Origin of the sequence: Nostoc sp. DedQUE09, from assembly GCF_034530915.1 — a bacterium.
GTDB lineage: Bacteria > Cyanobacteriota > Cyanobacteriia > Cyanobacteriales > Nostocaceae > Nostoc.
Genome location: NZ_JAVRCE010000024.1, coordinates 60427 through 85697, shown reverse-complemented (window position 1 = coordinate 85697; position 25271 = coordinate 60427). Strand labels below are relative to the sequence as shown.

Genomic DNA, 25271 nt, shown 5'->3' with positions numbered 1-25271 from the left:
TTTTTAAACAAGTGGTCTAAAGGAAAAATATCAAAAACCACTGGATCTAACTTCAAACGGTAGTTTTTTCTGTTTAACGTGTTTTTTCCCTTTTTTAAGGATGGTTTAGAGGAAGGATGACGCTTAAATTAATGTACAAACAAAAATCGAAACCAAAAAAGAGGCATTCGTCTGCAAAAAATTACGTTATCAATTCACAATCTAACTCTAAAGTCAAGCTATTTAATCTGATTAAGCGACTTTCTCCCAGTTGGCAAGCTTGTTTACCTATCGCTTGTCTGATTGTGTTGGGTTGGGGTTATGCCGCAGTTGCCCAAACTCCAGCCGCAGCACCAACGACAGCAGAACTCAAAATTGCTATTGACACCTTGTGGGTTGCGATCGCTGCTTTTTTAGTGTTCTTCATGAACGCTGGTTTTTGTATGTTAGAAACTGGCTTCTGTCGCCAAAAAAACGCTGTCAATGTTCTTTCCAAAAACTTGATTGTATTTGCTCTGTCTACCATTGCTTTTTGGTCTATCGGTTTTGCCTTAATGTTCGGTGATGGCAATGACTTCATTGGATTGAATGGGTTTTTCTTAAAAGGAGCAGATAACAGTCCCACCACAGCAGACGCTTATAAAGGTATCTTCAGCGCTCTTAGTTGGGCTGGTGTACCTTTAGCAGCTAAGTTTTTATTCCAGCTAGTGTTTGCTGGAACAGCAGCAACAATCGTTTCTGGTGCAGTAGCCGAACGGATTAAATTTGTTGACTTCCTAATTTTCAGCCTCTTACTTGTAGGTATTGCCTATCCCATTACCGGACATTGGATTTGGGGTGGTGGTTGGCTAGCAGACAGAGGCTTTTGGGATTTTGCCGGTTCTACGGTAATTCACTCTGTAGGCGGCTGGGCAGCTTTGATGGGAGCAGCATTTCTTGGGCCCCGCCTTGGTAAATATCAAGACAACCAAGTTGTAGCAATGCCCGGTCACAACATGAGTATTGCGACGTTGGGCTGTTTGATTCTGTGGTTGGGCTGGTTTGGTTTCAACCCAGGTTCTGTAATGGCTGCCGATCCTGGTGCAATCAGCCATATTGCTCTAACCACTAACATGTCTGCTGCTGCCGGTGGAATTGCCGCCACCATCACAGCTTGGTTGTACTTAGGTAAACCAGACCTGTCAATGATTATTAATGGTATTTTGGCTGGCTTGGTTGGGATTACAGCATCTTGTGCTTACGTAGGTGTCGCTAGTTCTTTAGTAATTGGCTTCATTGCTGGAGTACTGGTAGTTTTCTCTGTAACATTCTTTGACAAACTTGGCATTGATGATCCAGTGGGAGCTACCTCAGTTCATTTAGTTTGTGGTATCTGGGGAACCCTAGCAGTTGGTCTATGGTCTGTTGGCCCTGGTGTTTTTACCTGGTATACACTTGGCCCAGAAAAAGGTTTATTTTCAGGTGGTGGCTTTGGACAGTTTGGTGTTCAGTTGCTAGGCGTTGTCTCAGTAGCTGGCTTCACTGTTTTACTCAGTAGTATTTTTTGGTTGTCACTAAAAGCGACTTTAGGTATTAGAGTCTCCAAAGAAGAGGAATTAGAAGGTTTAGATATCGGCGAACACGGTATGGAAGCCTACAGTGGATTTCTCAAAGAAGGTGATGCAACTGGATTTTCTAATGAACAAGGCTCAATTGGCAAACTTTAGGAAAAATATTTCTTTGGTTCATCCTCTGGCATATTCTTAGTATGAGCTACCAATACACCATTAGTAGATTGAACTGATTCCGCAAAATTCTCTATCCAAGCAGAGAGAAGTAGGGGGTATAAAACCTCCTACTTTTTGCCTGATTTAGTGCTTTATTTAGCGATCGCATTTTACCTTGTGAAAATTTTATGGTTAAAGGCTTAAGAGTTAGTATGCTGCTATTGGCAGTTATGGGAAATTTGGCATGGTCATTTAGTGCCAAGGCAAACTTTAACGGCAAAGTCACCGTGGAAATTGATGGCTTGAAGAATCAAGAAGGACAAGTCTGTGCCAGTATATTTGCTAACAGTAAAGGTTTTCCTAGCGATGGCGATCGCGGCTTACAAAAGCAGTGTACCAAGATTACTGAAAATCCCTTACCAATTACCTTTAATAATTTGAAAGCAGGTAGTTACGCCGTTGCTGTCTTCCACGATCAAAATAATGACCGCACTCTCAATAGCAATCTTTTTGGTATACCAAGCGAAGGTTTTGGATTTTCCAGCAACCCAGAAATTCGCGCAAGAGCGCCCAAATTTAGCGAAGCAGTATTTTTAGTAGCAGGGCCAGATACCAATATCCAAATCCAGTTGAAATATTTTTAAGCTGCCAGCAGATTCAGTTTCCGTGAAACAAGAATCTCCCGCTAACCGCCAAGCGGTGTAGCGGGGGAGTGTCAATGTTGTGAATCATTATCTAAATCTTCTTGTAGACTCTGTTGCTCTGGCAAGTCACGTATTCGCATTCGATTCATCTGAGTCAAAGCATATCGTGCTGTTGCTTGCACATCGGCATCTGGGTCTTCTAGCGCATGGTGCAACATCTGACTCATTTGACCCATCATGTCATAAACGCGCGTCAGGTCACGGATTGCATTTTGCCGCACTTGTGGACTTTCATCTTGAATTGAAATTGCTAAAGCACGGTTCATTGGTTTGAGTGTGCGGATGCCAATTTCTGACAAAGCTGCCAAGATTAAGCTGCTTTCTTGAGAATCAGCATCAATTATCAGGTCAACCAGATGCTGAATTGCCCGCGAATCTCCCTGCTGTCCCAAATCCCAAATAGCCTTGCGCCGCTTCGTTGGGTCAGAACTGCGTAAATCTTGAATTAATTCCTCAACGATATTGAGTTTAGCAAGACGGGAAGTTTTTTCTGGTAGCAGTAATTGTGTGGAAAATGGCGGTTGAGGTGTTTGTAGACTAGTGACAGTCTCTAGCAAAGGTGGTGTAATCGATTCTTTGTTAGTTTCACTCAATCTTTTAGGCTCTGATATTTCGGAGTTTTGGACTTGCTTTACCTTCTGAAACGACCTGAGCAGATAAAAAAGTGCGCCAGTACATCCAAGAACTCCAATAGTAAATAGTAACCACCAGACAAAACCTCTCTCGGATGCTTGGGGATTTGCAGAAGTCGGAGCAACAGAGGTAACTATTGGGGAGGTAACTTTTGGAGAAGTAATTATTGGAGAGGTGACAAACTGCTTTTTAGCCTCCATTGCTACTTGCAGCTTCTCCTGAGTCGCCGGTCCAGCAATCCCATCTAATTTTAAACCCTTTACTTTCTGGAATTTAGCTACAGCAATTTCCGTACTGGCGTTATACTGTCCATCTACTACGCCTCTGTAGTATCCCAACTGCTTTAATTGGGTTTGTAGTCTCTGCACATCTGATTTTCGACTACCATATCTCAAAACAGCCGGACTAGCAGTAACTGTCGAACTAGCTTGTGCAAGTTCTAAAATTTCAGGTGCTAGGTTAGGTGTGGCTGCACTTGAGCGATGTGGGTACAAACCCACGAAAGAAAAACAGGTAAATATCAGAATTGAGGAACGGCATAGCCTCATATTGCAAGTTTCAACCTGAACGTGCTTTTCAAATCTTCGATACCACAATAGCTTCTAGACGACCAAATGTTAACTGTCATTTTTAATTGGGAATTGGGCATTGGAAAAAAGGAGGCAGGTGGTCACTGAGCGTAGTCGTTGGCGTGGGCACTGAGCGTAGCCAAAGTGCAGCCTCTCGTAGAGAAGTGAGGCAATGTTTCAACTAGCTCAACAACCAGGCAGAAGTTCTTTAATTTTTAATTTTTAATTTTTAATTTTTAATTGGTTTTTCCCTCATCCCCTACTTAATTACTAATTAAGAATTATTTTAACAAGTTAAGGGGATATTTCTGATTCCGATTCTCTAACTGCTAGGCTTATGGGGTTCAATTTTTTAGCAGATGCTTCTAAAACTGGTTGCTGTATATTTGCTATCTCGCCGACAGTAACTGTGTCATTTTGTCCTCCTAAAGTATCACGTTGGTTAATGAGATAGATGCTGATTAAAGTGAGAAATACTCCTACCCACTGCAACGGACTGAGGACTTCTGAGAGGAAAAGATTGCCAAATAGTAGCGCAAAGACGGGTGTCAGAAAGGTGAGAGAACTAAGACTGGTAAGACTGCCACTTGAGGCAAAGTAGAAGAATAACCCATAAGCGATCGCACTGCCAAATACGGTAGCATAACCCAAAGCCATGAAATCAGATCCTCCCAGATTTTCCCATTGCTGGGATTCAACAACTGATGAAACTCCCCATAGTGGCAATCCGCCCAAAATCATGTGCCATCCCGTAGCGCTTACAGGGTCAGCATATCGGCACACAAACCGAATCAATACTGTTCCCACTGCCATTGATAGTGCTGCTAACAGCATTAACCATTCGCCACTAGCAAACAAATCTTGCCAGTTGCCAATTGTCATATTTGCGCCTGAGCCAAAAAAATGTAAGATCCACTCATCAGGTAAGCCAATTAAACTAATGCCTGTGACTCCCAAGCCTAGCCCCAGCCATCCCCAAAAACCAATGTGTTCTTGGAATAGCCACAACGACAGCAAGGCAACAGCCAAAGGTTGCGAGTCAATCATCACAGACCCTAACCCTGCACTAGTTCTGACTAATCCCTCTGCCAAAAAGCCTTGAAACAGCGTTCCATCTACTAGGGCAAATAAGGCAATCCACAGCCATGCAGCCCAACTCTTCGGCTGGGGTTTACCCATGAATGCTGCTGCAATCAGAATTAACATCCCTGCTGGTATTAGACGGACACCTGCCATGAATAGCGGTGTGGTATGGGGTATCACTCCTTTCATGGCTACCATTGCCGTCCCCCATAGGAAAAAGGGGGCGATTAACAACAGGGGAGCGAAGGGAAGTCGAGATGCACTGAGTTTCAGTTGCATGGGTTTGCTGATGCCTTTCTTTGTTTAACAAGCGCAAAAATTGCTTTACCCAATTTTACCGAATTATGTAGTTTTGCGTAGACATCGCCTTTGACGGGTGCTTTGCACCATCGCGTAGCGTCTTGGAGATAGTGAAACTCTCCAGCCTGAGCCTAGTACCGCAAGGCGGAAGTCAAAAGTCAAAAGTCAAAATGAATACGGCGTAAGCGTTTCATTAATTTGGAATGGGTTGTTTATTTACGCCGTGTTGTACTAGGCATAAATAAATTTAAAGTTTTAAAGTTTGTAGTAAGGACTTTAGTCCTGATAATCCTTGCTCTGAGTGATAAATCGCTCACTACAAACTTGGAATTTATTTTATATTTAATTATGCCTACCTACTTACTCATATTCTCAGTGTTGCTGTATACACGTATCTACAGATTATGCCCTGAGAGTTTTTTTTACACACTTAAAGTTGGCTGCAATTTTTATTTCACCAGAGTAATGAAAGAATATCAATGTAAAGAATAGTTACTAGATAACTTTACGATGTACTTGATAGTGATAACTTTTTGAGCTTGATATATAAATCAGACTTAATTGTTGAAAAAAATTACTTACTCTTAAAGCTTATGTATGAAAAAATTGCTATCCCTATTTTAAGTCTCATGTTTGCAATGCTCATGTCTAATGTGGTAGCTGCTGAGACTGTAATGAAAAAAGTAGCCAGAACAGGAGTATTAACAGCTGGTACTAGTAAAGATGCGCTACCTTTTGCCTATGTGGATAGTCAAGGAAAGTTAAATGGCTATTCTGTAGATATGCTGACTCTGATTAAAGAGCAATTAGAAAAAGACACAGGAAAAAAAATTAAACTGCAATTAGTTGGTATTAGCCCTTCTGAGCGGATTCCTAAAATAGTTAATCAACAAGTTGATATTGTATGTGATGCTAGTAGTTTTACATGGAAGCGAGATAAAAAAGTAGACTTTTCTGTCAGCTACGGTGCAACTGGAACCCAATTATTAGTTAAGAAAGGAAGTAATCTAGGTTCCCCTGAATCCCTTATTGGTAAGAGAATTGGTGTGTTGGCGGGAACCACAAATGAACAGGCGATCGCTCATGTACAACCCAAAGTTAAGCTAGTATATTTTAAAACTAGGGCAGAGGGATACACAGCTTTGCAGCAAGATACTATTGATGCTTTCTCATCCGATAGCATTCTTTTAGAGGGATGGCTGCAACAGCAAAAAAATCCAGATGCTTTTGCGATCGTACCCGATCGCCCCTATTCACGAGAAGGTATCGCTTGCATGGTGCCAGAAAATAACTCCAAATTCTTGGATACAGTTAACTTTTCTCTGGTAAAGTTTATGCAAGGATTCGTCAATGGGAATCAGCGATATGTCACTATTTTTGACCGTTGGTTTGGGCCTCAAGGCTCTGTAGCACTCAATCGAGATTTACGCGATTTGGTAGTGGAAACTATGAAGTTGGTCATAGAATTTCGTGAGGAAATTCCTAAAAGTGACCTGTGATATCATGTCCGGTTAATTAGTTATGATTCCCACAGTCATCGCACCCCTCCCTAACCCTCCCCGATAGATTGGGGAGGGAACTAGATTTCTTGTTTCCCACCAATGCATCGGGGGGATTAAGGGGGTAATTTGACTTGTGTATACACGATAGCCGATGCCTTGGGGAGCAAAGACAAAGCGTAGCTTTGGCGGGGTGGGGTTCTTGGGTTTAATAAGTAACCAAACGGACATGATATTACCCTGTCTTTTAGCTTAATTGACTGCGAAACTTACTAACACCAATAGTTAATAACACAACAGTAAAAGCGACTAAAGCCAAAACATTCATCCACAGTACATCTAAGCCAACACCTTTGAGCAAAATACCTCGAACGATCGCAATGTAATGGCGCAGGGGATTGAGTAGGGATAAAACTTGAAACGAAGGTGGCATGGCTTCAATGGGTGCGATCGCTCCAGAAGTTTGTACCATTGGTAAATTAATAAAGAAAGATGTCAAAACTACCTGTTGTTGCGAACTACTTACAGTCGCTAACATAATACCCAAGCTAATCCCGACAAATACATACATACTTGATAGGGCTAAAAATAGCAGGAAATTACCTCGAAATGGTACATGTAATATTACTGTTGCTAAAGTGATAGCTAATAAAACATCGCCCATGAATAAAAATGCTAAAGGGACGATTTTTGATAGTAATATTTTCCAGTTAGTAGCCGGAGTCATTAATAATGCTCATATTTTTTTGGTTCGCTGGTATTCCACGTGATTTTACAAGAAATGTTGTATGGAAAAGAAGTTACATCTTTATCACGCGATCGCTTGCTAGATAGCTTAATAAATGCGGTTATGAGCCAGTCCCTAAATACGGTTACTCAGGGATAATGGGTGTATTTGTTTAAGATTATGAAGTGGAATCACAGGTAAATATTATGCTTAGTCAATTACCGAATTGCATTACTAGCCCTTCGTGGTGGCAACTGCTCGAATGGATTGCCGATCCGATTGGATTTCAGAAAAAGTGTAATCAAGAGTATGGAGATATTTTTTCCATGCAACTGGGTGGACTCGGTTCTTATGTAATTCTTAGCCATCCCCAAGCCATTCAAGAAATCTTCAGTCAAGATTCTAAATTTGATGTTGGTCGTGGTAATAAACTTGCAGAGCCTTTGATTGGGCGAAATTCTATCATGTTAATAGATGGTGCCCGCCATCGACGAGAACGAAAATTATTAATGCCCCCCTTTCATGGAGAAAGGCTACAGGCTTATGGTCAACAAATTTGCTTAATTACCGAGCAAATCGCCAGTCAATGGCAAATCGGTCAACCTTTTGTGGTTCGGTCTGCCATGCAGAAAGTTAGTCTAGAAGTAATTTTACAAATTGTCTTTGGTTTAAGTGAAGGGGAACGCTATCAACTAATTTTACCTCTCCTGACTAGTTGGTTGGATATGACTGATTCTCCTTTGCGCTCCAGTATGCTATTTTTCCAATTCTTACAACAAGATTGGGGAAAATGGACTCCTTGGGGGCAGATGAAAACTAGACAAAGCCATATTCATCAGCTACTTCAAGCAGAAATTGAAGAGAAAAGAACAAAGAACAATCAGAATCAGGGTGATGTTCTGAGCTTGATGATGGCAGCACGGGATGAAAATGGGCAAGCAATGACCGACGATGAATTAAAAGATGAATTGCTCACAATTTTATTTGCTGGACATGAAACTACTGCAACAACGCTAGCGTGGGCTTTCTATCAAATTCACCAAAATCCAGATGTCCTCTCAAAATTGCAGCAGGAACTTGACAGCTTGGGAGAAAATCCAAACCCAATGGAAATTGCCCAGCTTCCTTACTTAAGCGCAGTTTGCCAAGAAACCCTGCGCATGTATCCAGTCCTGCCAGGGCTTTTCCCACGCATTACCAAATCATCCATAAATATTGCAGGATACCAGTTTCCTCCTGACACAACTTTAATGGCAAGTATCTACCTCTTGCATTATCGGGAAGACTTGTATCCTAATCCTCAACAATTTAATCCGGAACGTTTTTTAGGACGGCATTATTCGCCTTGGGAGTTCATTCCTTTTGGTGGTGGAAGTCGGCGATGTTTAGGATATGCCCTGGCTCAGTTAGAAATTAAATTAGTCTTGGCAACCGTTTTATCTAATTATCAACTTGCATTGGTGGAAAATAAACCTCTGAAACTGCAACGACGTGGATTTACCCTTGCTCCTAATGGTGGAGTTCGGATGATGGCTATTAAAAAACGATAAACTTGCTTGGGAGGAAATTACATTCCAAGACTGCGTAAGTTTTGAAGATTTGTAGTAGCATGGCAAGCTTAAAACATTGGGTTCAAAAAACAATACGGTTCAATTAAGGCTAAAAATTAAAACTGGCGTAGGTTGGGTTGAGCAACAAAACCCAACACTTCCTTGACTTTGTTGGGTAAGACTAAAGTTCTACCCAACCTACAATTTTCTTAACTGAACGGTATTACTTGTAAGAACCAAGTTTTAACGGCGGTAGTCTCACTTTTGCTGCTAGAAAAGGCTGATGCGTGTAGCTAGCCACAGGCATTGCAAATCAAAACTACACGCGCTCAGGAGCAATTCATGAATTGCCCCTACCTGAAAATCATTCTTTTCGGCTATTCTTTGCGTAAGTCTTGTTCACTTTTCGCTGTCCGGCTAAAAAGTCGATAGTATAGCGACGTACTAGTTTCCTTTAAAGGAAACAGCAGATAGGTGAGAGGATTTATTGCCACAATAATATTTCGGAAGTCTCGCCGCGCCAAAAATAAGATTGCACGAGCAACTTGCTGTGCAGACATCACTCCATAAGGATTCAACTGACTCTTAAACGGGCCAAGAATTAACTTGCGAATTACACAATCCCCGTCCAAACGCTTGAGGGTAACAATATCTCCTAGCGCTCTTTTGCTAAGTTCATAAAGCGGACTCAGCGCTGGAGAAACCTCAGCCTCAGAAGTGTTTACCCAAATTTCCTTGGTTGCTTTTGCTTGTGGCCCTGTTACAGTTGTCAAAAATATATCTATCAACCGTAATGCTGAAAAGGTATTCACTTCATAAGAGGAATTGATAGCCTCCGATGTGCGGCTGGCGTAGACATTGACTCCATGATTGATAATTAAAATATCTACTTTCTCTAAACTATTTCTCAATTCAGCTTCGTTGCCTAACTGCCAGGAAACCACCTTTACCCCAACTTGCTCTACTAATTTTTCTGGATTAGTGGTTAATGCGACGACTTTAGCATTATTCTTTATAAGTTCAGCCGCCAACGCTTGCCCCAGCGCTCCTGATGCTCCGGTTAAAGCGATGGTTTTACCTTTGAGAGACAGTCCTGTGCCCAGAATTTTATCCACTAGGGGAAAGACACCACTGTAGTAAGCGTTGACATCATCAAAATGATGCCGCCAATGGTAAGACCGATTCACCCACCAAATCGATGGAATTGTCTCTAAAGGGCCGGGTAGGTGGTTGTAATCTGTATCAATTTTTCCCTGAAAATATCGCACAGACGCGCCATACAAAAAGGTACAACCATAAGCTACTCCCAGCCATAACCCCATTTGCTGGACAATTAAGGCAACGACTACCAATACCACTAGCAATAAACTCGACTCTAAAATGTCGTGATAGAGTTGGGATTCTTGATAAATTTTCAGAGAAACTATTGATAAATCGCGGCGATAGGCCATGTGGTGCTTGTTGTGCCATTTAGCAAGCCAACTGACTTGGTGACACAAAGCATGGTAGCTGTCTCTCAATATCTCAGCAAGTAAAAGTGAGAAGAGTGCCCAACTTGCAAACTGTAAGCTGGCATTTAGCCAAACCCAATTAATTTGTAAGCTTGTCTCAATTCCCATCAAGTTTTCAGCTAGCATTTTTATCATGTTTGTCTGTACTCGTTTTTCTTAATCATTCTTCACGATCTGAGGTGCGTTAAGGTCGAGTCTAAAACAAATTAAAATCAAAGGGAATAGGGAGTAGAGAGCAGAGGAGCAGGGGAAGTTAGTTACAGTAAGTGTTTCCCCTCTGCCCCTCTGCCCCTCTGCCCCCGTGCCCTTTTAACTCTCCCTCTTCTCTTGTCGCTCTTTGAGTTTCAGCATAATTTCAGCGTGCATCTCGCGGGTAATTGGGTAAAAATACGTTAAAACTAAGCCAAAAATCAAACAAACTGTCGGTATGGGGCCAACGGCAACGCGAATAGCAAACAGTGCTGATTCCGGTTGGATGGGTAGCGGACTTCCGGCTACAGATTCTTTGAAACCAGATACTTGCAAAGCATTTCCCACCAAAAATAGCCCCAAAGCTAAACCAAATTTTTGCAGCAAAACCATGAAGCCATAAAAAATGCCTTCTCTACGTTGTCCAGTTTGCAGTTCATCTAATTCAATCACATCTGGAATCATTGACCAGGGAATCAGATAAGCTGTGGATACACCAATACCTGCCATCACAGCCATCACATACATGAAAACTATTTGACCAGGCTGTAAGAAAAATAGTCCGGCTGCTGCTATAATCCACAAACTCATTCCCAAAAAATAAACAACTTTTTTGCCAATTTTTTTACTCAACGCTCCCCACACGAATAGCATCAACAGAGCAGTTCCTTGGACTGCAATCATGACTGTGGGCACATCTGATTCTTTTAGTCCCATACAATTGACTACAAAATAGGGAATAATGCTGGCTGTTACCTGTACGCCTAGCCAAGAACAAAGATATATACCAATAACAAATAAAAAAGGTCGGTTGCTAAAGACAATTTTTAGCTGTTCAAAAAAGGGAAGAGATGCAGGTTCCTCGGTTTGGATGCGTTTAGCCTCAAAAGCTAAGATGCGATCGCGGACTCCAAAAACGCACCAATATAATCCTAAAATCGAAATTACAGTAGAAACTGCTGCTAAAACAAGATATTGTTGTTGGCGATCGGCAATCACTGAAAAAACAATTTGCGTTAAAATCAACGATAAAATGCTGCCACCAATGGAAAATGTAAAGCGATAGCTGTTAAGGCTGGTGCGTTCGTCGTAATCTTGAGTCAGTTCTGGAGTCATCGCCGTATAGGGCAAATTCACAACTGTATAAAACACTTGAGATACCACCCCAATGACTACGTAATACCAAAATAATGGCCAAATATTATCACTCTGATTTGCACTAAATTGCGGTACAATCCACTGCAAGAAAAAGAAAATTCCAAAGGGAATTGCTCCATAAAACATCCAAGGAAGACGACGCCCCCAACGACGAGATTTCGTTTTATCAGTCAGGAACCCGACAAACGGATCGTTTATGCCATCCCAGATTTTGCCAATCATCAAAATACTGCCAGCTAAACCCGCAGGGATACCAGCGACATTTGTGAAGAAAACCAGCAGAAAAAAGACGGAGATATTGGCAGTGATTGCTGGCCCTAAATCTCCTGCACCATAAGCCAGCTTTGTTTTTAAGTCGAGTTTTTCACTGAGAATATCTTGTTTGGCACCGCCATCAGCGGCAGAATCTTTCATAATAACTTGCGCTCATACTAAAATAGAAAGTTTGCGACTGCCTTCAATACTAGCCATCTACCACTCCCGTTAGACTTATGCCAGACCTTTATGTTTCTTGGTCAGATTATCACCAAAAAATTGAACAACTGGCTATTCAGATTTATGAATCCGGTTGGGAATTCAACCAGATTATCTGTCTTGCCAGAGGAGGACTAAGAGTTGGAGATATTCTTTCCCGTATATACCAGCAACCACTGGCAATTTTAGCAACCTCATCTTACAGTGGCACTGGTAAGCAAGAAAGAAGCAATTTAATTTTCTCCCGCCACTTAACGATGACTGCCGAAAAGTTAGGTTCGCGCATTCTCGTAGTCGATGATTTGGTAGACTCTGGTATCACACTCCAGCAGACTATACCTTGGCTCAAGCAAAATACTGATTTCCCCATTGAGGAAATTCGCACCGCCGTTCTTTGGTATAAAGCCTGTTCAGTTATAGCACCCAATTATTATGTTGATTACTTAGCTGACAATCCCTGGATTCACCAACCCTTTGAACACTACGAGCAGATGAACATCGCAGAACTTGCGGCTAAAGTAAGTCAACTGTGTTAAAAATACATAGACTAATATTCACCAGCTTCTAGCTGCTCGTTACTTGTGCTTAAATACACATTGCAACCTCTAAACAGTCTATATTCTGTTTTAGGAGCATCGTGTGTATTTGAGATATACTCTTGTTCTTCAGGCGTGAATAGATAACGTTTTGAATGTCAGGTGTTGAGGAAAGGGATAGCTTTCTGCTCATGGTCATGGAACGGAGCTTTCTGATCTAAATTTTTTATGATTTCTATCTATGGAAGAAACAGTCTACGACAACTTTTTCAAGAACTTTACTGTAGTCACAGCAACTATATCTGCCGCAGATTATCTTCCTGAAACATCAGGTATTTATGCTTTATACCATGCATTTGATTTTTTAGAAAATAAATTATCTGACCATATAGATACTCGTCTGAAAAATACGGTATTTAAAACAAAGTTTTCTGAGAAAGATAATAGAAGCAAGTTCATTGTCGATACTTGTGGAGAGTCAGTTGGTTTGTCTCCAAGAATGGATAAATTTCTCAAAGCTGTTTCTCAGCCTAAAGATCGAAGAATTTTAAAAAATCTTTTAATCTCATGTAGTATTCTCCAATGCCCAGATTACATTGGCACTGCAAGTAACTTAAGAGATAGATTTATTCAGCATTTAGAGCGAGATGATGGGTTTTTCTCAAAGTATGCAAATATAAGACCCAATGATGAATTTTTATTCGTTTGTTTACCTTGCCCAAAAAACATTTCTAGAGAGCTGGAAAGCTTGTTGATTCAACTATGTCAGCCTAAGTTTAATACACAGAGGAGTTAGAAAATGGAATTAGATAATCAGTCTCCAGAGACTATTGAATATAAGGCAATTAGTGGGAAGTTTGGTGAGGTTAGGTACTTCATAACAACTCTTGACCAAAGCGATGCAGTTGAAAATATTAGATTTGCTGATGAAATTCAGGGCAGTTGGAGCTTCTCTGAACGAGTTCAGCGAAAACTAGATGAAAATAGAGCTAATACAGACATATTTTCTTACCTAGCGCAGGGTGGAATTCGCTTTTTTAATTCAATTGTAGTTGTACTTTTACCCAACTCAAATGAACAAAGAGAGTTCTGGGACTTCTCTACAGTTAGTAGTCAGGGAAAGACTGTCGAAAAATGGGTCAATTTAAAGCTATATAAGAATGTAGCTAGAATTGTAATTGATGGTCAACATAGACTTCTTTCATTAAGAAGATATTGGAACGCCCATACTGGAAAAGAGCCTTTAAGCTCTCAACAAATAAATGATAATTTTAGCTGCTTAGAAACCTTTGACATACCAGTTGTTTATTTAGTGTTTGGGAATTTTGGCAGAGTTGGTCATGCAGACCTAAGTGAAACTGTAAGAGATGAAATAATCAAAGCGACTCGCAATATTTTTACAGTTATAAACAAGACAGCAAAATCAATCGATAAACCAACTCAACTGTTATTAGATGACAGCAAAATATCAGCATTGATTCCTAGAAAGCTTTTAGAGGAAGGAGTGCTTGAAGATAGATTCGTTAAATGGTCTGACACAAAAAGAAGCTTGACTCAATTAGACCCTTATCTAACGACTCTAGATTTGTTAAGCCAATGTACTGTTGAACTATTGAAAGATCATCAGAAGCAAGCTTTAAAGAAATCATTCAATTCACCAAGTGAGCGTAATATGGCTCTGGAGACTTATTATGAGTCTCATCCTAAACTTCATGAGATAGGCACTAAAGCATTGCTGAAGTGGTTTTTTACTGAACTTCAGCCATTCAAGGATTGGGTATCACAGATTGACTACGTAGGTATAAACATTCCTATTCAACCGGAGCAACCTCGATTAACTACAAGCCAAAAAGCAAGTATAAAGAAATTACGGGGTTCCAACATTCTGTATACTCTTATAGGACAAAAAATTCTTTTTTTTGCTATTTCAAGGTTCTTGCTTAAGATAAGAATAGAGTACCGTATTCCAGCAATTCTTGATGCCATATCGCTTAGTATAACTAAGATGTATGAAGATGGCTTTTTCAATAGAAATAAAGCTCATTGGTCTAATGTTTTAGTGCAACCAAATGAAAAACTAGCCATGATCACTAAAAACTCTGGAGTTGAGAAATGCATAGAACTTCTCAAAATGATATTGCTTGATTCCTCTGATGGCGTAAGAGAATTAATAAAACGTACTAAAGAGAATGTTAGTAATGAGGTTAACTGGAATGAAGTTTTAATTTCAAATTGGAGAAGAGAGTTTCATGTGATATTACCTGAAGTTGATTTTATTGATGAGCAGATAAAGGAATCTTCTGAATCAGATGACTCCTTTGCTGAAGTTAGAGATTTGCTTGACTCTTCTGAGGAGGACGAAGAGGAATCTGATGAAATTGAAGATGATGAGGATATTTTTAAAGAAACTGAGGAAGTAAAAGACTAAATGTAGTGACCTGCAACACTAATAGCTAAAATTAGTTAAGTTTTTGGTATCTCCCCAAACTTAGGACTCCACCACCCTTTTGGCGTATTGAAATAAGCCACATCTTTATGTTTGGTGTCCTTACGGGATTGTGGATTGGAACATCGCAACATTGTTTTACTCTGCCCCTCTTTGATATAACTGTACTCCTCTAAAGGTTTCTTACATACTGGGCAGGGATATGCCGTCATCTTCACGGGAGGCTTTTGCTGATTTTCAGCCTGGACTGCTTTAGTTTGTGGTGGCTGCCAAGTTTTATTAAAGTCGCTCCAAAATAGCACGACATTTTCACAGCCTTTTGTACATTTAAGGAAATATTTCTTTTTAACCTTAGTACTGGGAATTTTGGCAAGAAAACTTTTGCATTCAGGGCATCGCGTTTTAGAAGTTTCATATTTACGCTCAGTTATCACATTAGCTTTACCTGTTGGGGAACTTGCAACTACAGTTTTAGCTTTGGAGAGCGCTGGTATAAAGTAATTCTGATTCCAACTAGTTAAATAATGCTGCCAAGAGTTTTTCCCTTCAGAAATTGCATCAAGGGCATTTTCCATTTTCGCTGTGAATTCTGCCTCTAGTAAATCAGGCAGTGCTTTGAGCAAAAATGCATCAACTTCTAACCCTAACGCTGTCGGTTGCAGATGATCTTTTTTCAACTCCACATAATTTCGTTTTTTTAAGGTAGCAACAGTAGGAGCATAGGTACTTGGGCGACCAATTCCTTTACGTTCCATCAATTGCACTAATTTTGGTTCACTGTAACGAGGTGGTGGCTGCGTCTGCTTCTTTTCATGTCCAGCATTCTCCAGTTTTAGCGCTTGTCCCTGTTTTAATGAAGGTAAAACACTATCCTTGCTGAGATTATTCCAGTACCGAGCATAACCGTAAAATTCAATTACTTGCCCTCTGGCTGACCACAGTAGGGAACCAGATTGAGTAATCACCAAAGTTTTACGCAATTGAGCAGCCCGACACTGAGAAGCAATTGACCGTTTCCAGATCATCACATACAAATTAAACTCATCATCAGGAAGTTCTAAACGTAACTGAACTGAGGGACGAAACACATCTGTTGGGCGAATCGCTTCATGTGCTTCTTGAGCCGATTTGCTACTACGATGCTTGGCGACTTGCTGCGGTACATTCGGCGGGTCGTTTTGCTCTAACCATTTACGGGCGCTGGCACAAAATTCTGGACTCAGCATTACTGAGTCTGTCCGCATATATGTGATAAGCCCTGCTTCATAAAGCTTTTGGGCAACAATCATGGTTTTGTCAGGAGCAAACCTCAACTTTGAACCAGCTGCTTGCTGAAGGCTGGAGGTTGTAAATGGCGGCGGTGGCTGGCGGTTAACGATTTTTCCTTCAAAATGAATCACCTGATGAGGATGTCGCTGTGCTTCTTCTACTAAACGTGTAGCCTCTGCTTCGGAAAGAACGCGCTTAGACTCCGGTGTTTCTGGACTATTACCTACTTTCGCGTCATCATGAGTTTCAGTTTCTTGGTCTGCTGCATCTTTTGCAGAATCGACCGTCCCTTTGTAAAAAGCCCGAAATCCTTCAGCATAATCTACCCAAACACTCCAGTAATCTTGGGGAACAAAAGCCAGAATTTCGTTTTCTCGCTGACAAATCAGGTGCAACGTGGCGCTTTGAACTCTACCAACACTCTTAGCGCCGTTATTCAATGCCCAAACTAAAGGACTACCCTTATAACCTACCAATTTATCTAGGCAATCTCGGCACAACCCAGCACCGATTAAGTTTTGGTCTAGCTTTCTAGGATTAGCGATCGCACTCTGCACCGCCGATGCTGTAATCTCAGTATAAATTACTCGTTTTGGTTCCCTTAAACCCAGCGTTTCTTTAAGATGCCAAGCGATCGTTTCGCCTTCCCGGTCTGGGTCAGTTGCTAAGACAACTTCATCAACCTGCTTCACCGCAGACTTGAGCTTCTGGATTGTTTCTTTCGCTCGTTGGTCACGCGGGATGTAGTTGCATCGGACATTATTGCCATCCATGACAAAGCCCAAGGAATCGTCCCCTTCATTGCTGAGTTCTCGGATATGACCACAACTGGCTAGAACTTTCCAATCCGAACCCAGAATTTGACTGAGCTTTTTGACTTTTCCCGGAGATTCCACCACAAGCAGGCGTTTGATCATAGCAACTGCGTTCTCGATGCTCTATGTTGAATACTTTGTAACAACAAGTAATTCCATAGTATATTTTAGTATATATGTATCATCTAGTGTTTTTATTACTTTTAAATTGAAGCGTAAAAAACCTGGTTCTCATAGAGAAGCCGGGTTTTTAAGTAATTGCTAATTTATTTCTGGACAGTACAACAGGGCAATAAAGGCTTGTTTACAACTTCTTTAATGTCTACTGAATTTAAAAAATCTTCCCAATATTTCTGAACTTCAGGATCGTTCGGACGCTGGCGGCGTAAATTAGCTAAAGTTCTCAGAGCATCTTCCCAAAACCCGGCTGTGGCAAATAAAACCGCCCGATCTAAGTCTGTGTTTGGTTGGTTTAGCTGAAGAGATAGGTTTTCATCTTGCGATCGCACAATTGTACCTTCTACATAAGAGTCTTTATCGCGGTTATTAGGATCGCAAATCATCGAAAAAGTCCAATTATATTCTTTACCTATTTGTAGAGATGGCCGATCGACAGGTACGTTTACACTAACAATACCATTCTGCCCAACAGGTTTGAAAGTTCCTTTATATAACGGGTCAATGCTATCACCATCCCGCAAAACAAATTCTAGTGCTTGCACTGTTGTCGAGGTTTGAGGAACGTAGAAAAAGAATGTGGGACGTTCTGCTGTGGTGCGTTGAGCTTCCTTATCTGTTGGTGTCAGGGGAATAAGATATTGTCCAGTTTGAAAGCAACTTCCCCGTGTTCCTGCTGACCTTACCCTACCAGGTCTACCTGGGACAAAGGCGATACGATTTCTACCGCGTTGAATGTAGCTTGTAACATTTCTAATTGCAGAAGTAGCATATCTATCTCCAGGACGTAGCCGCTCTGCTTGCTGAAAATTCAATAAAGCTTTTCTATAATTTCTTCGTTTGGTTTCATTGTAGCCATTCAGCATATATTGAGTGTAAGCAGATTTTGCTTGTGCCAGTTGGTAAACTGATGTTGCCAAAACCTGAGTAATACTTACAGGCTCAAAGGGTACAAATGCTAAAGCAGCAAGCAGATAACTTGCCCAGAATCTATATTTCATAGTGTTTATGTTTACTTGTAGTACATTGTTTGGGTATATATAATACAATAGCCTAAGCTTTTACAGTCACAAGACTTTATCTGTGCTACTTTCTGTGAAGGCTGAGGTAGTATTGTAATTTTTTTACAACAAAATTCCCAACTTTTTTCAGAAGTTGGGAATCTTAACCTTTGGATTTTCAGTAGTCTAAAGTTAATAGACTATTAGCTTTTGCCTATTCCTTAATAGACAGAAGAGTGAAATTAAAGATGCATTATCCAGAACCCTCGTAGAGACGTAGCACTGCTACATCTCTACATTATTTCTCACTCATATTTTTAATGAGGTACAGCCAATTGTTCATCGGCTACCTGAACATGATCGGTAACAATTTTGCGGAATACATCACCTTCAATTGTTTCTTGTTCTGCTAGCAAATCTACTAAACGTTCCAAAACTACACGGTTTTCTTCCAACAGTTCTTTGGCTTTAATGTAGGAATTGCTAACAATTTCGCGCACTTGTGAATCAATTTTGGCAGCAATTTCTTCAGAATAGTCTGATTTATTCATCCAGTCACGTCCTAGAAATACTTCTCCACTCTGATTTTCCAAGGACAATGGGCCTAATTCTGACATCCCGAAGCGTGTCACCATCTGCCGCGCCATTCCTGTTACGTGTTGCAAATCATTACTTGCACCTGTGGTCACTTCTGGCTTCCCAAAAACGATTTCCTCGGCGGCGCGACCACCCAAAGTAGCAGTAATCCTCGATTTGAGTTGGGAACGGGAAATTAACCCCTGTTCTTCGTTGGGAGTAAACCAAGTTAATCCCAGTGCTTGTCCCCGTGGAATCAATGTAACTTTCTGCACAGGATCGTGGTCTTTGAGCAATGTGCCTACTAAAGCGTGTCCAACTTCATGATAGGCAATCAAGCGCTTGCTCTTGCTGTCTACTAAGGCGGTACCTTCCATACCTGCAACAACTCGGTCTACAGCAGCATCAATTTCTAAAAGAGTGACGGCTTCTTTACGTCTTCTAGCGGTGAGAATGGCAGCTTCGTTGAGTAAGTTAGCTAAATCTGCGCCAGTAAAACCAGGAGTGCGGCGAGCGATCGCTTCTAATGATACGCTAGGATCGATTTTCTTATTCCGCGCGTGGACTTTCAAAATTTCCAGTCGCCCTTTGAGATCGGGTGGATCGACCATCACTTGTCTATCAAAACGTCCCGGTCTGAGTAATGCTGTATCTAAAACATCTGGGCGGTTAGTGGCAGCAATAATAATGATACCTGTGTTACCTTCAAAACCATCCATTTCGGTGAGCAGTTGGTTCAAGGTTTGTTCGCGCTCGTCGTTACCGCCACCGATACCAGCACCCCGTTGTCTACCTACTGCGTCAATTTCATCGATAAATATTAGACAAGGGGCATTATCTTTGGCTTTCTTGAAAAGGTCGCGCACGCGAGATGCACCCACGCCAACGAACATTTCCACAAATTCTGAACCAGAAATACTGAAGAATGGTACACCGGCTTCACCTGCGATCGCTTTTGCTAGTAAAGTTTTACCAGTACCAGGAGGGCCAATTAACAGCACTCCTTTGGGAATCCGTGCGCCTACAGCAGTAAATCTTTCCGGCTGTTTCAGGAAAGTCACAACTTCTTCAAGTTCTTCTTTCGCTTCTTCAACCCCAGCGACATCTTCAAATTTCACTCCAGTTTTTGCCTCCATTTGGAAGCGAGCTTTGGATTTACCAAAATTCATCGCTTGGCTAGAAGCATTAGTAGAGCGTCGGAGGAACAATAGCATTAAAGCTACTAGTGGCAAAATCCACATCAAGTTGATCAACAGTCCAACAGCAGCTCGACTGTTAGCAGAGGAAACTTCCCCAAAATCAACATTCTTATCTTTGAGAATATTGATTAACTCTGTGTTTTGCGCCAAAAGTCTCACCTGTTGCGGTGGTGTATTATCTTTTTGCCCCTTGAGATAAACCTTTGCTAGCTGTTCGGTTTCATCTAACTCTACTTTCTCGACTTCTCCCGCCTTAACTTTCTTTATCAAGTCGCCATAATTTAGCGAGGCGGTTTCTGCCTTTTGTGCCATGACAGGAGTACTTCCGAAAATTCCTGGCAACATAATCAGACTAGCAGCAATTGCACCAACCCAAGCAACGCGCTTTGAGGACTGCCTTTTTATCAATGCTTTTTTTCCCGAATTTGTCATAATAATTACCCTTTGTCTGCTGGCACAAGTTAAGCGCTGGTTTTATGCCTATTCTTCTATCAAAAATTGTAATAACTGGAAATTACACTTTTCTTATCTAGTCTAACTTCCTCACAAAAGCATTCCCAAGTTTCTTCAGGCTATTACATAAAGTTGAGCGATCGTTATCTAGTATGCAGCTTTTAAGACTGGGGATTGGGCACAAGAGACAGAGGTGCGGAGGTGCGGAGGTGCAGAGGGGCAGAGGGTAAAGACTTACTGCTACTTCTCCTCGGTAACAGAGCATTGGTCATTGAGCGTAGCCGAAATGAGCCGTTGGCGTTCGCGAAGCGTCTCCGACAGGAGAAGCCTCTCGTAGAGAAGTGCTGCTCCTCTGCTCCTCTGCTCCCCTGCTCCCCTGCGCCCCTGCTTCCCCAATCCTCAATCTCCAGTAGAGATTAATTTGACACATTCCGGCACAAATCGCTAAGATAAACATAGTCATAACGATTCCGCTTTTTAAGAAATCTGACGATAGTAGCTAGTTAATAGTTTGTGGGTTAATTATGGTGAAAATTATTGGCATTGGTGGTAGTTTAAGACCCAACTCTTATACCCAGCTTGCTTTAGAAGTCGCAGCGCAAAGGGTTGAAGCAGTAGGCGCAGAGGTAGAAATTCTCGATTTACGGCAGTTGCAGCTACCATTTTGCACTGGCGCAAAGGAGTATCCAGAGTATCCAGATGTTCAGCGGTTGCAAGAAACAGTTAGTCAAGCTGATGGGTTAATTTTAGCGACACCTGAGTATCATGGTGGCGTTAGTGGTGTCCTGAAAAATGCTCTGGACTTAATGAGCTTTGATCAACTATCTGATAAAGTAGCAGGATTTATTAGTGTTTTGGGCGGTCAGTCTAATAGCAACGCTCTAAACGAACTACGGTTAATTACCAGATGGGTGCATTGTTGGTCTATCCCTGAACAAATTGCGATCGGACAAGCTTGGGGTGCATTCAGTCCTGAAGGCAAACTAGTAGATGAAAAGCTCTCTCAAAGATTCGATCAATTTGCTCAAAGTTTAGTTGATAACACTCGCAAGCTGCGGGGCGTAAATTAATTGTAGGGTGGGTCTAGCTTTGCCCACCCTTGTAAACTCAAAACTTAATGATGGTGGTGGTGATGGTGATCTCCAGCGAGTTGGGGATTAACTGCTAAAGGTTGCTCTGATAACAACTCTGCTATATGAGCATCAGCCCATTGTGCCGCCATTGCCAAAAATTCTGGATGATCGTTGACGCAAGCCATTTGCACGTAGTTCGTGCCAGGATGCTGTTTCTCTAAAGCATGGATGATATGGTGTACATCCAATAGAGTTTCGTGGTTTTCTGTGGCAAAGCCAATTGGCATAAAAATTACCACTTTTGCACCCAATTGAATCAGGTTATTTGCCGCTTGCTCGGCATTTGGCTGTGTCCAATCAATTAAGGGTGTATCATGATTAAGCCAACCCACGGAGATTAACGGATAGCGGTTAATTAACTTCTCCCGAACTAAATCGTACATTGCTTCACTTTCGGCAATCCCAGAAGTAAAGCCTTTAGCTTTGTGGGGACAGCCGTGATTCATTAACACAATGCCGATTTGAGAAGGGAGATAAGCTCCTGCTAATTCAGCAATTTTCTCCTCAACCAGATGAGCCATCAAATCGATGTAAGCTGGTTCGTTGAAAAAAGAAGGAATGTAGCGCTGTGCTTTAACCCAGTGTTCTTCACCGTCAGTCAACTCAACCAGAGCATTGTTAACTTGCTCGATCGCAATCCCACTAGTAAAAATAGAATCAACAACCAGCAGTGGGTAGATTAGCAGCTTATCAAAGCCTTGGTTTTTGATTTCTGCCAAGACTTGATTGGGTAAGAAAGGCGCGCAGAAGTTGAAAGCCTTGAAAACTTGAACCTTATCGCCCCATTTTTCTTGTAAATTCTTCTCAATCCCAGCCCGCTGCTGTTCAAAGATGGCATTGTGTGGGGAGATAAAATCGTGGTGTGTGTGTCCCCACTCATGGCGATCAAATAGCGCCAAAAGCTTTGCCAGAGGCGGATAAATCCACGTTGGTACTGGTGCGAATTTTGCTGTCAGTAGATTTAAAGCCTGTTCGTTATAGTTGGCGAAATCTTCGTAGCTTTCGACTTCGCCGTAGCCCATGAGCAATACGGCTACACGGTCTTTACCTGATAGATGCTCGTGAGTGTGTTGTACTTTTTCCGGCGTGGCAACCACAATGAGTTCCTCAATATAACCAAAGTGCAGAGAGATTTGGAGTTAGGGAATAGTTTGCACTTTTTCCCTACTAGTAACTTATTATCCCATCCAGGGGGATAGGATAGGTGGCAAAATCAAAAGAATACATCAAAAGACATACTTTATAGATAAAAACACTTTAACTAAATGTGCTTTAAGTTTGGTGCTATCCAAGCTTGTCGAGCTTCCCTAGATATTAGGACGGACTTACGCACGAGTTACAAAATAGCGTACTTGCCGCAGTCTACCACAGAGGCACAGAGGACACGCAGAAATTGACATTAATAGACATCTGCGTGTCCAGACGATAGGATGTTTTTTCACTGGAAGTCTTTAAACCGCATCTTTTGAAGGGTAATTCAAGAGAATCTAAAAAGTTACAAGACTAAACCAGTACTTAGAAAACACGCCATAACAGTCTAATTGCTATACAAAGTAGATAAGCTGCAAAAAGCATTTACCAGTCCTTAAAAATTAGTAACGGCACAATAAAACTAAACTAAGTAAATCAAGAGAAATTAGGCTATAAGTCTCTTTAATACTGCTTCCTGACTCCTGGCTCTTGCCCTATTCACAGCTACAAATATTTACGTCGGCTTACTTCTTTATAAGCTTTATGTATTAGTTTTAATGATGATTGTTACATATATTTATTGCAAATTTGAGAGTCAGTCTTGTATGATTTATTCCAACGATTTTTTTGAACTGAGACTTTTCAAATACATTACATGCAAAACAACTCAAACATTGAGCGCAAAGAGGGAGAGTTACAAAACTAGTGGCAGACATAACTAATGTTCTTTCAATTGCGGTAGGTGCAGTTCCTGGAGCGCTGTCTCGGTTTTACATTACAGAATGGACAAAAGCTAAATTAGGGACAAAATTTCCCTATGGAACATTTGCCATTAATTTGACTGGATGTTTAGCAATGGGTTTCTTTTTCACAATTTCCAAAGGAATTACAGGCTATCCCAAGGAATTGGATTTACTTATTAGAACTGGATTTTTAGGTTCTTACACCACATTTTCAACCTATGGCTTTGATACTCTAACCCTATGGCGTAGCAAACAAAAGACTGCAACGGTTTTTTATTGGGCAGGGAGTGCAATTATCGGTTTGGGAGCGGTGATTTTAGGAGTAGCGATCGCCAAGCTTTTTGTGAAGTAATTTCCTCAAGTAATAAAAAAGGTTGGGATGTACTTGAGAGCAACTTTGAAAAAAGTCTTTACGAGAAAGCATACATATTTTTAGGTAAAAAACAATGAATTTGTTGAAAGGACGTTATCCCCTAGCTGTGGCGATCGGGGCGGTTTTTGGAGCGTTGAGTCGTTTTTATGGAACCGAATTTGCAAAAGCTATTTTTGGAAAAGATTTTGGCTTTTACGGCACATTCTTTATTAATGTGACTGGCTGTTTATTGATTGCTTATATTTTGACTTTAGCAGTCGAGAATATTCGCATCATCTCGACTGAACTTCGTCTGATGACGACAACAGGTTTTTGCGGCGCATATACTACTTTTTCAACCTATGGCTTGGAATCAAAAGGTTTCTTAGATAAAGGCGATATCACAATGCTGTTAATTTATTTTGTTGGCAGTGCGATCGCAGGAATGATTGGCATCCAAATCGGTGTTTTATTGGCAAGATCAAGCGTTCAGAGATCCTAAATTATAGCAGTTTGTAGTCGAGTGAGATGCATTTTTATGGGCTATAATCCCTGATAAAAAAGCCTTTTCTTGTATCTCGCTCAAGAACACACTACTATAAAACTCAGAAAATAAATATGGGCAAGTTTCCATTAAAGTACGATGGTTGAAGAAGAATGCAGAATTCAGAATTCAGAATCAAGACGCTCTCTAGGTGCAGCGTCTCGTAGAGATGCCATGCCGTTGGCGTTCGCGTCTCTGAAAGAGAAGCCTCTCAAACGCGAGTGCGTCTCCCTTTGCGAGAAGAGAAGGCTTTATACTGCGCTATCCGCTTTTCAGTCAGAATTCACTGCGATTCCTGGCTCCTGAATTCTGTTCGATAACCATGAATATGAATATGACATCATCTTATTCAAATTTATGCATTGAACTCGTTGAAACTAGTTTTGAGAAAATCAAACCTTGTGCTAGGACGATTTGAGATGATAATTTTGAGTGATTCAGAGTAGCTAAATCTGCACATACAATCCTCCATAATCCATAATTATAGTATTAATATTATTTTCCAAAGATTGAACGATTAACCGATAAATTTGGTCAGATTTATATTGGGATTGGGCACGCATCAATGATTTGAGAGTGTAAACTAAGGAATGAGCGAGGGCAAGCATTGTTCTTACTTTTAAAAATTCAATATTTCACAGAATTTATTTCATATTTTCTGCTATCAAAGCAAATTCAGATTCTATAATTGCAATTAGCGATCGCACTAAGGAATGACACAAACTGACACAAAGCCTCATCCATGCATCTGTAT

General features: G+C 41.1%; 21 protein-coding genes. 10 read left to right on the top strand and 11 right to left on the bottom strand.

All coding sequences use genetic code 11. From position 1 onward, the window contains the following. Positions 1–131 precede the first annotated feature (131 nt). Together RMY27_RS17085 and RMY27_RS17080 are read left to right on the top strand one after the other, a co-directional pair. A complete protein-coding gene (locus RMY27_RS17085) occupies positions 132–1685 on the top strand; it encodes an ammonium transporter (protein WP_322665197.1) in 1554 nt (517 codons plus the stop codon). 188 nt (positions 1686–1873) lie between these two features. Further along, complete coding sequence (locus tag RMY27_RS17080) at positions 1874–2329, top strand: DUF2141 domain-containing protein (protein ID WP_322665171.1); 456 nt, start codon at positions 1874–1876, stop codon at positions 2327–2329. Positions 2330–2400: 71 nt separating this feature from the next. Here the strand turns inward: RMY27_RS17080 and RMY27_RS17075 are convergent, their stop codons facing one another. Both RMY27_RS17075 and RMY27_RS17070 read right to left on the bottom strand, forming a co-directional pair. Next, complete coding sequence (locus RMY27_RS17075; RefSeq protein WP_322665169.1) at positions 2401–3570, bottom strand: peptidoglycan-binding protein; 1170 nt, start codon at positions 3568–3570, stop codon at positions 2401–2403. A gap of 315 nt (positions 3571–3885) precedes the next feature. Beyond that, positions 3886–4953, bottom strand: coding sequence for a DMT family transporter (locus tag RMY27_RS17070; protein WP_322665167.1), 1068 nt, complete (start codon positions 4951–4953; stop codon positions 3886–3888). Between the two features lie 614 nt (positions 4954–5567). Here RMY27_RS17070 and RMY27_RS17065 point away from each other — a divergent pair. Continuing rightward, positions 5568–6473 carry an amino acid ABC transporter substrate-binding protein gene (locus RMY27_RS17065; RefSeq protein WP_322665165.1) on the top strand — a complete coding sequence of 302 codons (906 nt, stop codon included), beginning with the start codon at positions 5568–5570 and terminating at the stop codon, positions 6471–6473. A gap of 247 nt (positions 6474–6720) precedes the next feature. Here RMY27_RS17065 and RMY27_RS17060 read toward each other — a convergent pair whose 3' ends face one another. Then, on the bottom strand, positions 6721–7200 hold the full coding sequence (locus RMY27_RS17060; RefSeq protein WP_322665163.1) for an ABC transporter permease: 480 nt from the start codon (positions 7198–7200) through the stop codon (positions 6721–6723). Positions 7201–7406: 206 nt separating this feature from the next. Between RMY27_RS17060 and RMY27_RS17055 the strand changes: the two genes are divergently transcribed. Continuing rightward, positions 7407–8750 (top strand): cytochrome P450, encoded by a 1344-nt coding sequence (locus tag RMY27_RS17055; protein WP_322665162.1) that lies wholly within the window; start codon positions 7407–7409, stop codon positions 8748–8750. A gap of 377 nt (positions 8751–9127) precedes the next feature. Here the strand turns inward: RMY27_RS17055 and RMY27_RS17050 are convergent, their stop codons facing one another. Both RMY27_RS17050 and RMY27_RS17045 read right to left on the bottom strand, forming a co-directional pair. Further along, a complete protein-coding gene (locus tag RMY27_RS17050) occupies positions 9128–10396 on the bottom strand; it encodes a bifunctional sterol desaturase/short chain dehydrogenase (protein WP_322665160.1) in 1269 nt (422 codons plus the stop codon). Positions 10397–10570: 174 nt separating this feature from the next. Continuing rightward, entirely contained in the window at positions 10571–12022 is a 1452-nt protein-coding gene (locus tag RMY27_RS17045; RefSeq protein WP_322665158.1) for an MFS transporter, read from the bottom strand. A 77-nt stretch (positions 12023–12099) separates the two neighbouring features. Between RMY27_RS17045 and RMY27_RS17040 the strand changes: the two genes are divergently transcribed. The 3 genes from RMY27_RS17040 to RMY27_RS17030 all read left to right on the top strand — a co-directional run bounded on the left by RMY27_RS17040 (position 12100) and on the right by RMY27_RS17030 (position 15046). Next, positions 12100–12618: a phosphoribosyltransferase gene (locus RMY27_RS17040; protein WP_322665156.1), complete on the top strand. Its 519-nt coding sequence runs from the start codon at positions 12100–12102 to the stop codon at positions 12616–12618. Positions 12619–12859: 241 nt separating this feature from the next. Continuing rightward, a complete protein-coding gene (locus RMY27_RS17035) occupies positions 12860–13414 on the top strand; it encodes a GIY-YIG nuclease family protein (protein ID WP_322665154.1) in 555 nt (184 codons plus the stop codon). Between the two features lie 3 nt (positions 13415–13417). Beyond that, entirely contained in the window at positions 13418–15046 is a 1629-nt protein-coding gene (locus RMY27_RS17030; protein ID WP_322665152.1) for a DNA sulfur modification protein DndB, read from the top strand. A gap of 35 nt (positions 15047–15081) precedes the next feature. On the opposite strand, the gene topA is transcribed toward RMY27_RS17030, so the two are convergent. From topA to RMY27_RS17010, 4 genes are all read right to left on the bottom strand, one after another. Beyond that, complete coding sequence (gene topA / locus RMY27_RS17025) at positions 15082–17250, bottom strand: type I DNA topoisomerase (RefSeq protein ID WP_322665150.1); 2169 nt, start codon at positions 17248–17250, stop codon at positions 15082–15084. Positions 17251–17414: 164 nt separating this feature from the next. Further along, on the bottom strand, positions 17415–18326 hold the full coding sequence (locus tag RMY27_RS17020) for a DUF928 domain-containing protein (protein ID WP_322665148.1): 912 nt from the start codon (positions 18324–18326) through the stop codon (positions 17415–17417). 317 nt (positions 18327–18643) lie between these two features. Next, positions 18644–20533, bottom strand: coding sequence for an ATP-dependent zinc metalloprotease FtsH (ftsH, locus tag RMY27_RS17015; protein ID WP_322665146.1), 1890 nt, complete (start codon positions 20531–20533; stop codon positions 18644–18646). A gap of 289 nt (positions 20534–20822) precedes the next feature. Further along, positions 20823–21017, bottom strand: coding sequence for a hypothetical protein (locus RMY27_RS17010; protein WP_322665144.1), 195 nt, complete (start codon positions 21015–21017; stop codon positions 20823–20825). Positions 21018–21078: 61 nt separating this feature from the next. Here RMY27_RS17010 and RMY27_RS17005 point away from each other — a divergent pair, with 61 nt between their 5' ends. Then, positions 21079–21624 carry an NADPH-dependent FMN reductase gene (locus RMY27_RS17005; RefSeq protein ID WP_094353353.1) on the top strand — a complete coding sequence of 182 codons (546 nt, stop codon included), beginning with the start codon at positions 21079–21081 and terminating at the stop codon, positions 21622–21624. A gap of 44 nt (positions 21625–21668) precedes the next feature. Here RMY27_RS17005 and RMY27_RS17000 read toward each other — a convergent pair whose 3' ends face one another. Further along, positions 21669–22784, bottom strand: coding sequence for a ferrochelatase (locus RMY27_RS17000; protein ID WP_322665143.1), 1116 nt, complete (start codon positions 22782–22784; stop codon positions 21669–21671). A 799-nt stretch (positions 22785–23583) separates the two neighbouring features. Between RMY27_RS17000 and crcB the strand changes: the two genes are divergently transcribed. Together crcB and RMY27_RS16990 are read left to right on the top strand one after the other, a co-directional pair. Next, the gene (crcB, locus tag RMY27_RS16995; RefSeq protein ID WP_322665142.1) at positions 23584–23973 is read left to right on the top strand and encodes a fluoride efflux transporter CrcB; all 390 of its coding nucleotides are present in this window, start codon (positions 23584–23586) and stop codon (positions 23971–23973) included. 94 nt (positions 23974–24067) lie between these two features. Further along, positions 24068–24475 (top strand): CrcB family protein, encoded by a 408-nt coding sequence (locus RMY27_RS16990; protein WP_322665140.1) that lies wholly within the window; start codon positions 24068–24070, stop codon positions 24473–24475. Between the two features lie 488 nt (positions 24476–24963). Here the strand turns inward: RMY27_RS16990 and RMY27_RS16985 are convergent, their stop codons facing one another. Continuing rightward, the gene (locus tag RMY27_RS16985; RefSeq protein ID WP_322665138.1) at positions 24964–25125 is read right to left on the bottom strand and encodes a hypothetical protein; all 162 of its coding nucleotides are present in this window, start codon (positions 25123–25125) and stop codon (positions 24964–24966) included. Positions 25126–25271 lie beyond the last annotated feature (146 nt).

What these genes read in the sequence shown, in the direction of transcription:
- RMY27_RS17065 (WP_322665165.1), top strand. Translation starts at nt 5,568, where the DNA reads ATGTATGAAAAAATTGCTATCCCTATTTTAAGTCTCATGTTTGCAATG.
- topA (WP_322665150.1), bottom strand. Translation starts at nt 17,250, where the DNA reads ATGATCAAACGCCTGCTTGTGGTGGAATCTCCGGGAAAAGTCAAAAAG.
- RMY27_RS17060 (WP_322665163.1), bottom strand. Translation starts at nt 7,200, where the DNA reads ATGACTCCGGCTACTAACTGGAAAATATTACTATCAAAAATCGTCCCT.
- RMY27_RS16985 (WP_322665138.1), bottom strand. Translation starts at nt 25,125, where the DNA reads ATGCTTGCCCTCGCTCATTCCTTAGTTTACACTCTCAAATCATTGATG.
- RMY27_RS17070 (WP_322665167.1), bottom strand. Translation starts at nt 4,953, where the DNA reads ATGCAACTGAAACTCAGTGCATCTCGACTTCCCTTCGCTCCCCTGTTG.
- RMY27_RS17020 (WP_322665148.1), bottom strand. Translation starts at nt 18,326, where the DNA reads ATGAAATATAGATTCTGGGCAAGTTATCTGCTTGCTGCTTTAGCATTT.
- RMY27_RS16990 (WP_322665140.1), top strand. Translation starts at nt 24,068, where the DNA reads ATGAATTTGTTGAAAGGACGTTATCCCCTAGCTGTGGCGATCGGGGCG.
- RMY27_RS17080 (WP_322665171.1), top strand. Translation starts at nt 1,874, where the DNA reads ATGGTTAAAGGCTTAAGAGTTAGTATGCTGCTATTGGCAGTTATGGGA.
- ftsH (WP_322665146.1), bottom strand. Translation starts at nt 20,533, where the DNA reads ATGACAAATTCGGGAAAAAAAGCATTGATAAAAAGGCAGTCCTCAAAG.
- RMY27_RS17085 (WP_322665197.1), top strand. Translation starts at nt 132, where the DNA reads ATGTACAAACAAAAATCGAAACCAAAAAAGAGGCATTCGTCTGCAAAA.
- RMY27_RS17010 (WP_322665144.1), bottom strand. Translation starts at nt 21,017, where the DNA reads ATGACTATGTTTATCTTAGCGATTTGTGCCGGAATGTGTCAAATTAAT.
- RMY27_RS17055 (WP_322665162.1), top strand. Translation starts at nt 7,407, where the DNA reads ATGCTTAGTCAATTACCGAATTGCATTACTAGCCCTTCGTGGTGGCAA.
- RMY27_RS17005 (WP_094353353.1), top strand. Translation starts at nt 21,079, where the DNA reads ATGGTGAAAATTATTGGCATTGGTGGTAGTTTAAGACCCAACTCTTAT.
- RMY27_RS17030 (WP_322665152.1), top strand. Translation starts at nt 13,418, where the DNA reads ATGGAATTAGATAATCAGTCTCCAGAGACTATTGAATATAAGGCAATT.
- RMY27_RS17035 (WP_322665154.1), top strand. Translation starts at nt 12,860, where the DNA reads ATGGAAGAAACAGTCTACGACAACTTTTTCAAGAACTTTACTGTAGTC.
- RMY27_RS17050 (WP_322665160.1), bottom strand. Translation starts at nt 10,396, where the DNA reads ATGATAAAAATGCTAGCTGAAAACTTGATGGGAATTGAGACAAGCTTA.
- RMY27_RS17045 (WP_322665158.1), bottom strand. Translation starts at nt 12,022, where the DNA reads ATGAAAGATTCTGCCGCTGATGGCGGTGCCAAACAAGATATTCTCAGT.
- RMY27_RS17075 (WP_322665169.1), bottom strand. Translation starts at nt 3,570, where the DNA reads ATGAGGCTATGCCGTTCCTCAATTCTGATATTTACCTGTTTTTCTTTC.
- RMY27_RS17040 (WP_322665156.1), top strand. Translation starts at nt 12,100, where the DNA reads ATGCCAGACCTTTATGTTTCTTGGTCAGATTATCACCAAAAAATTGAA.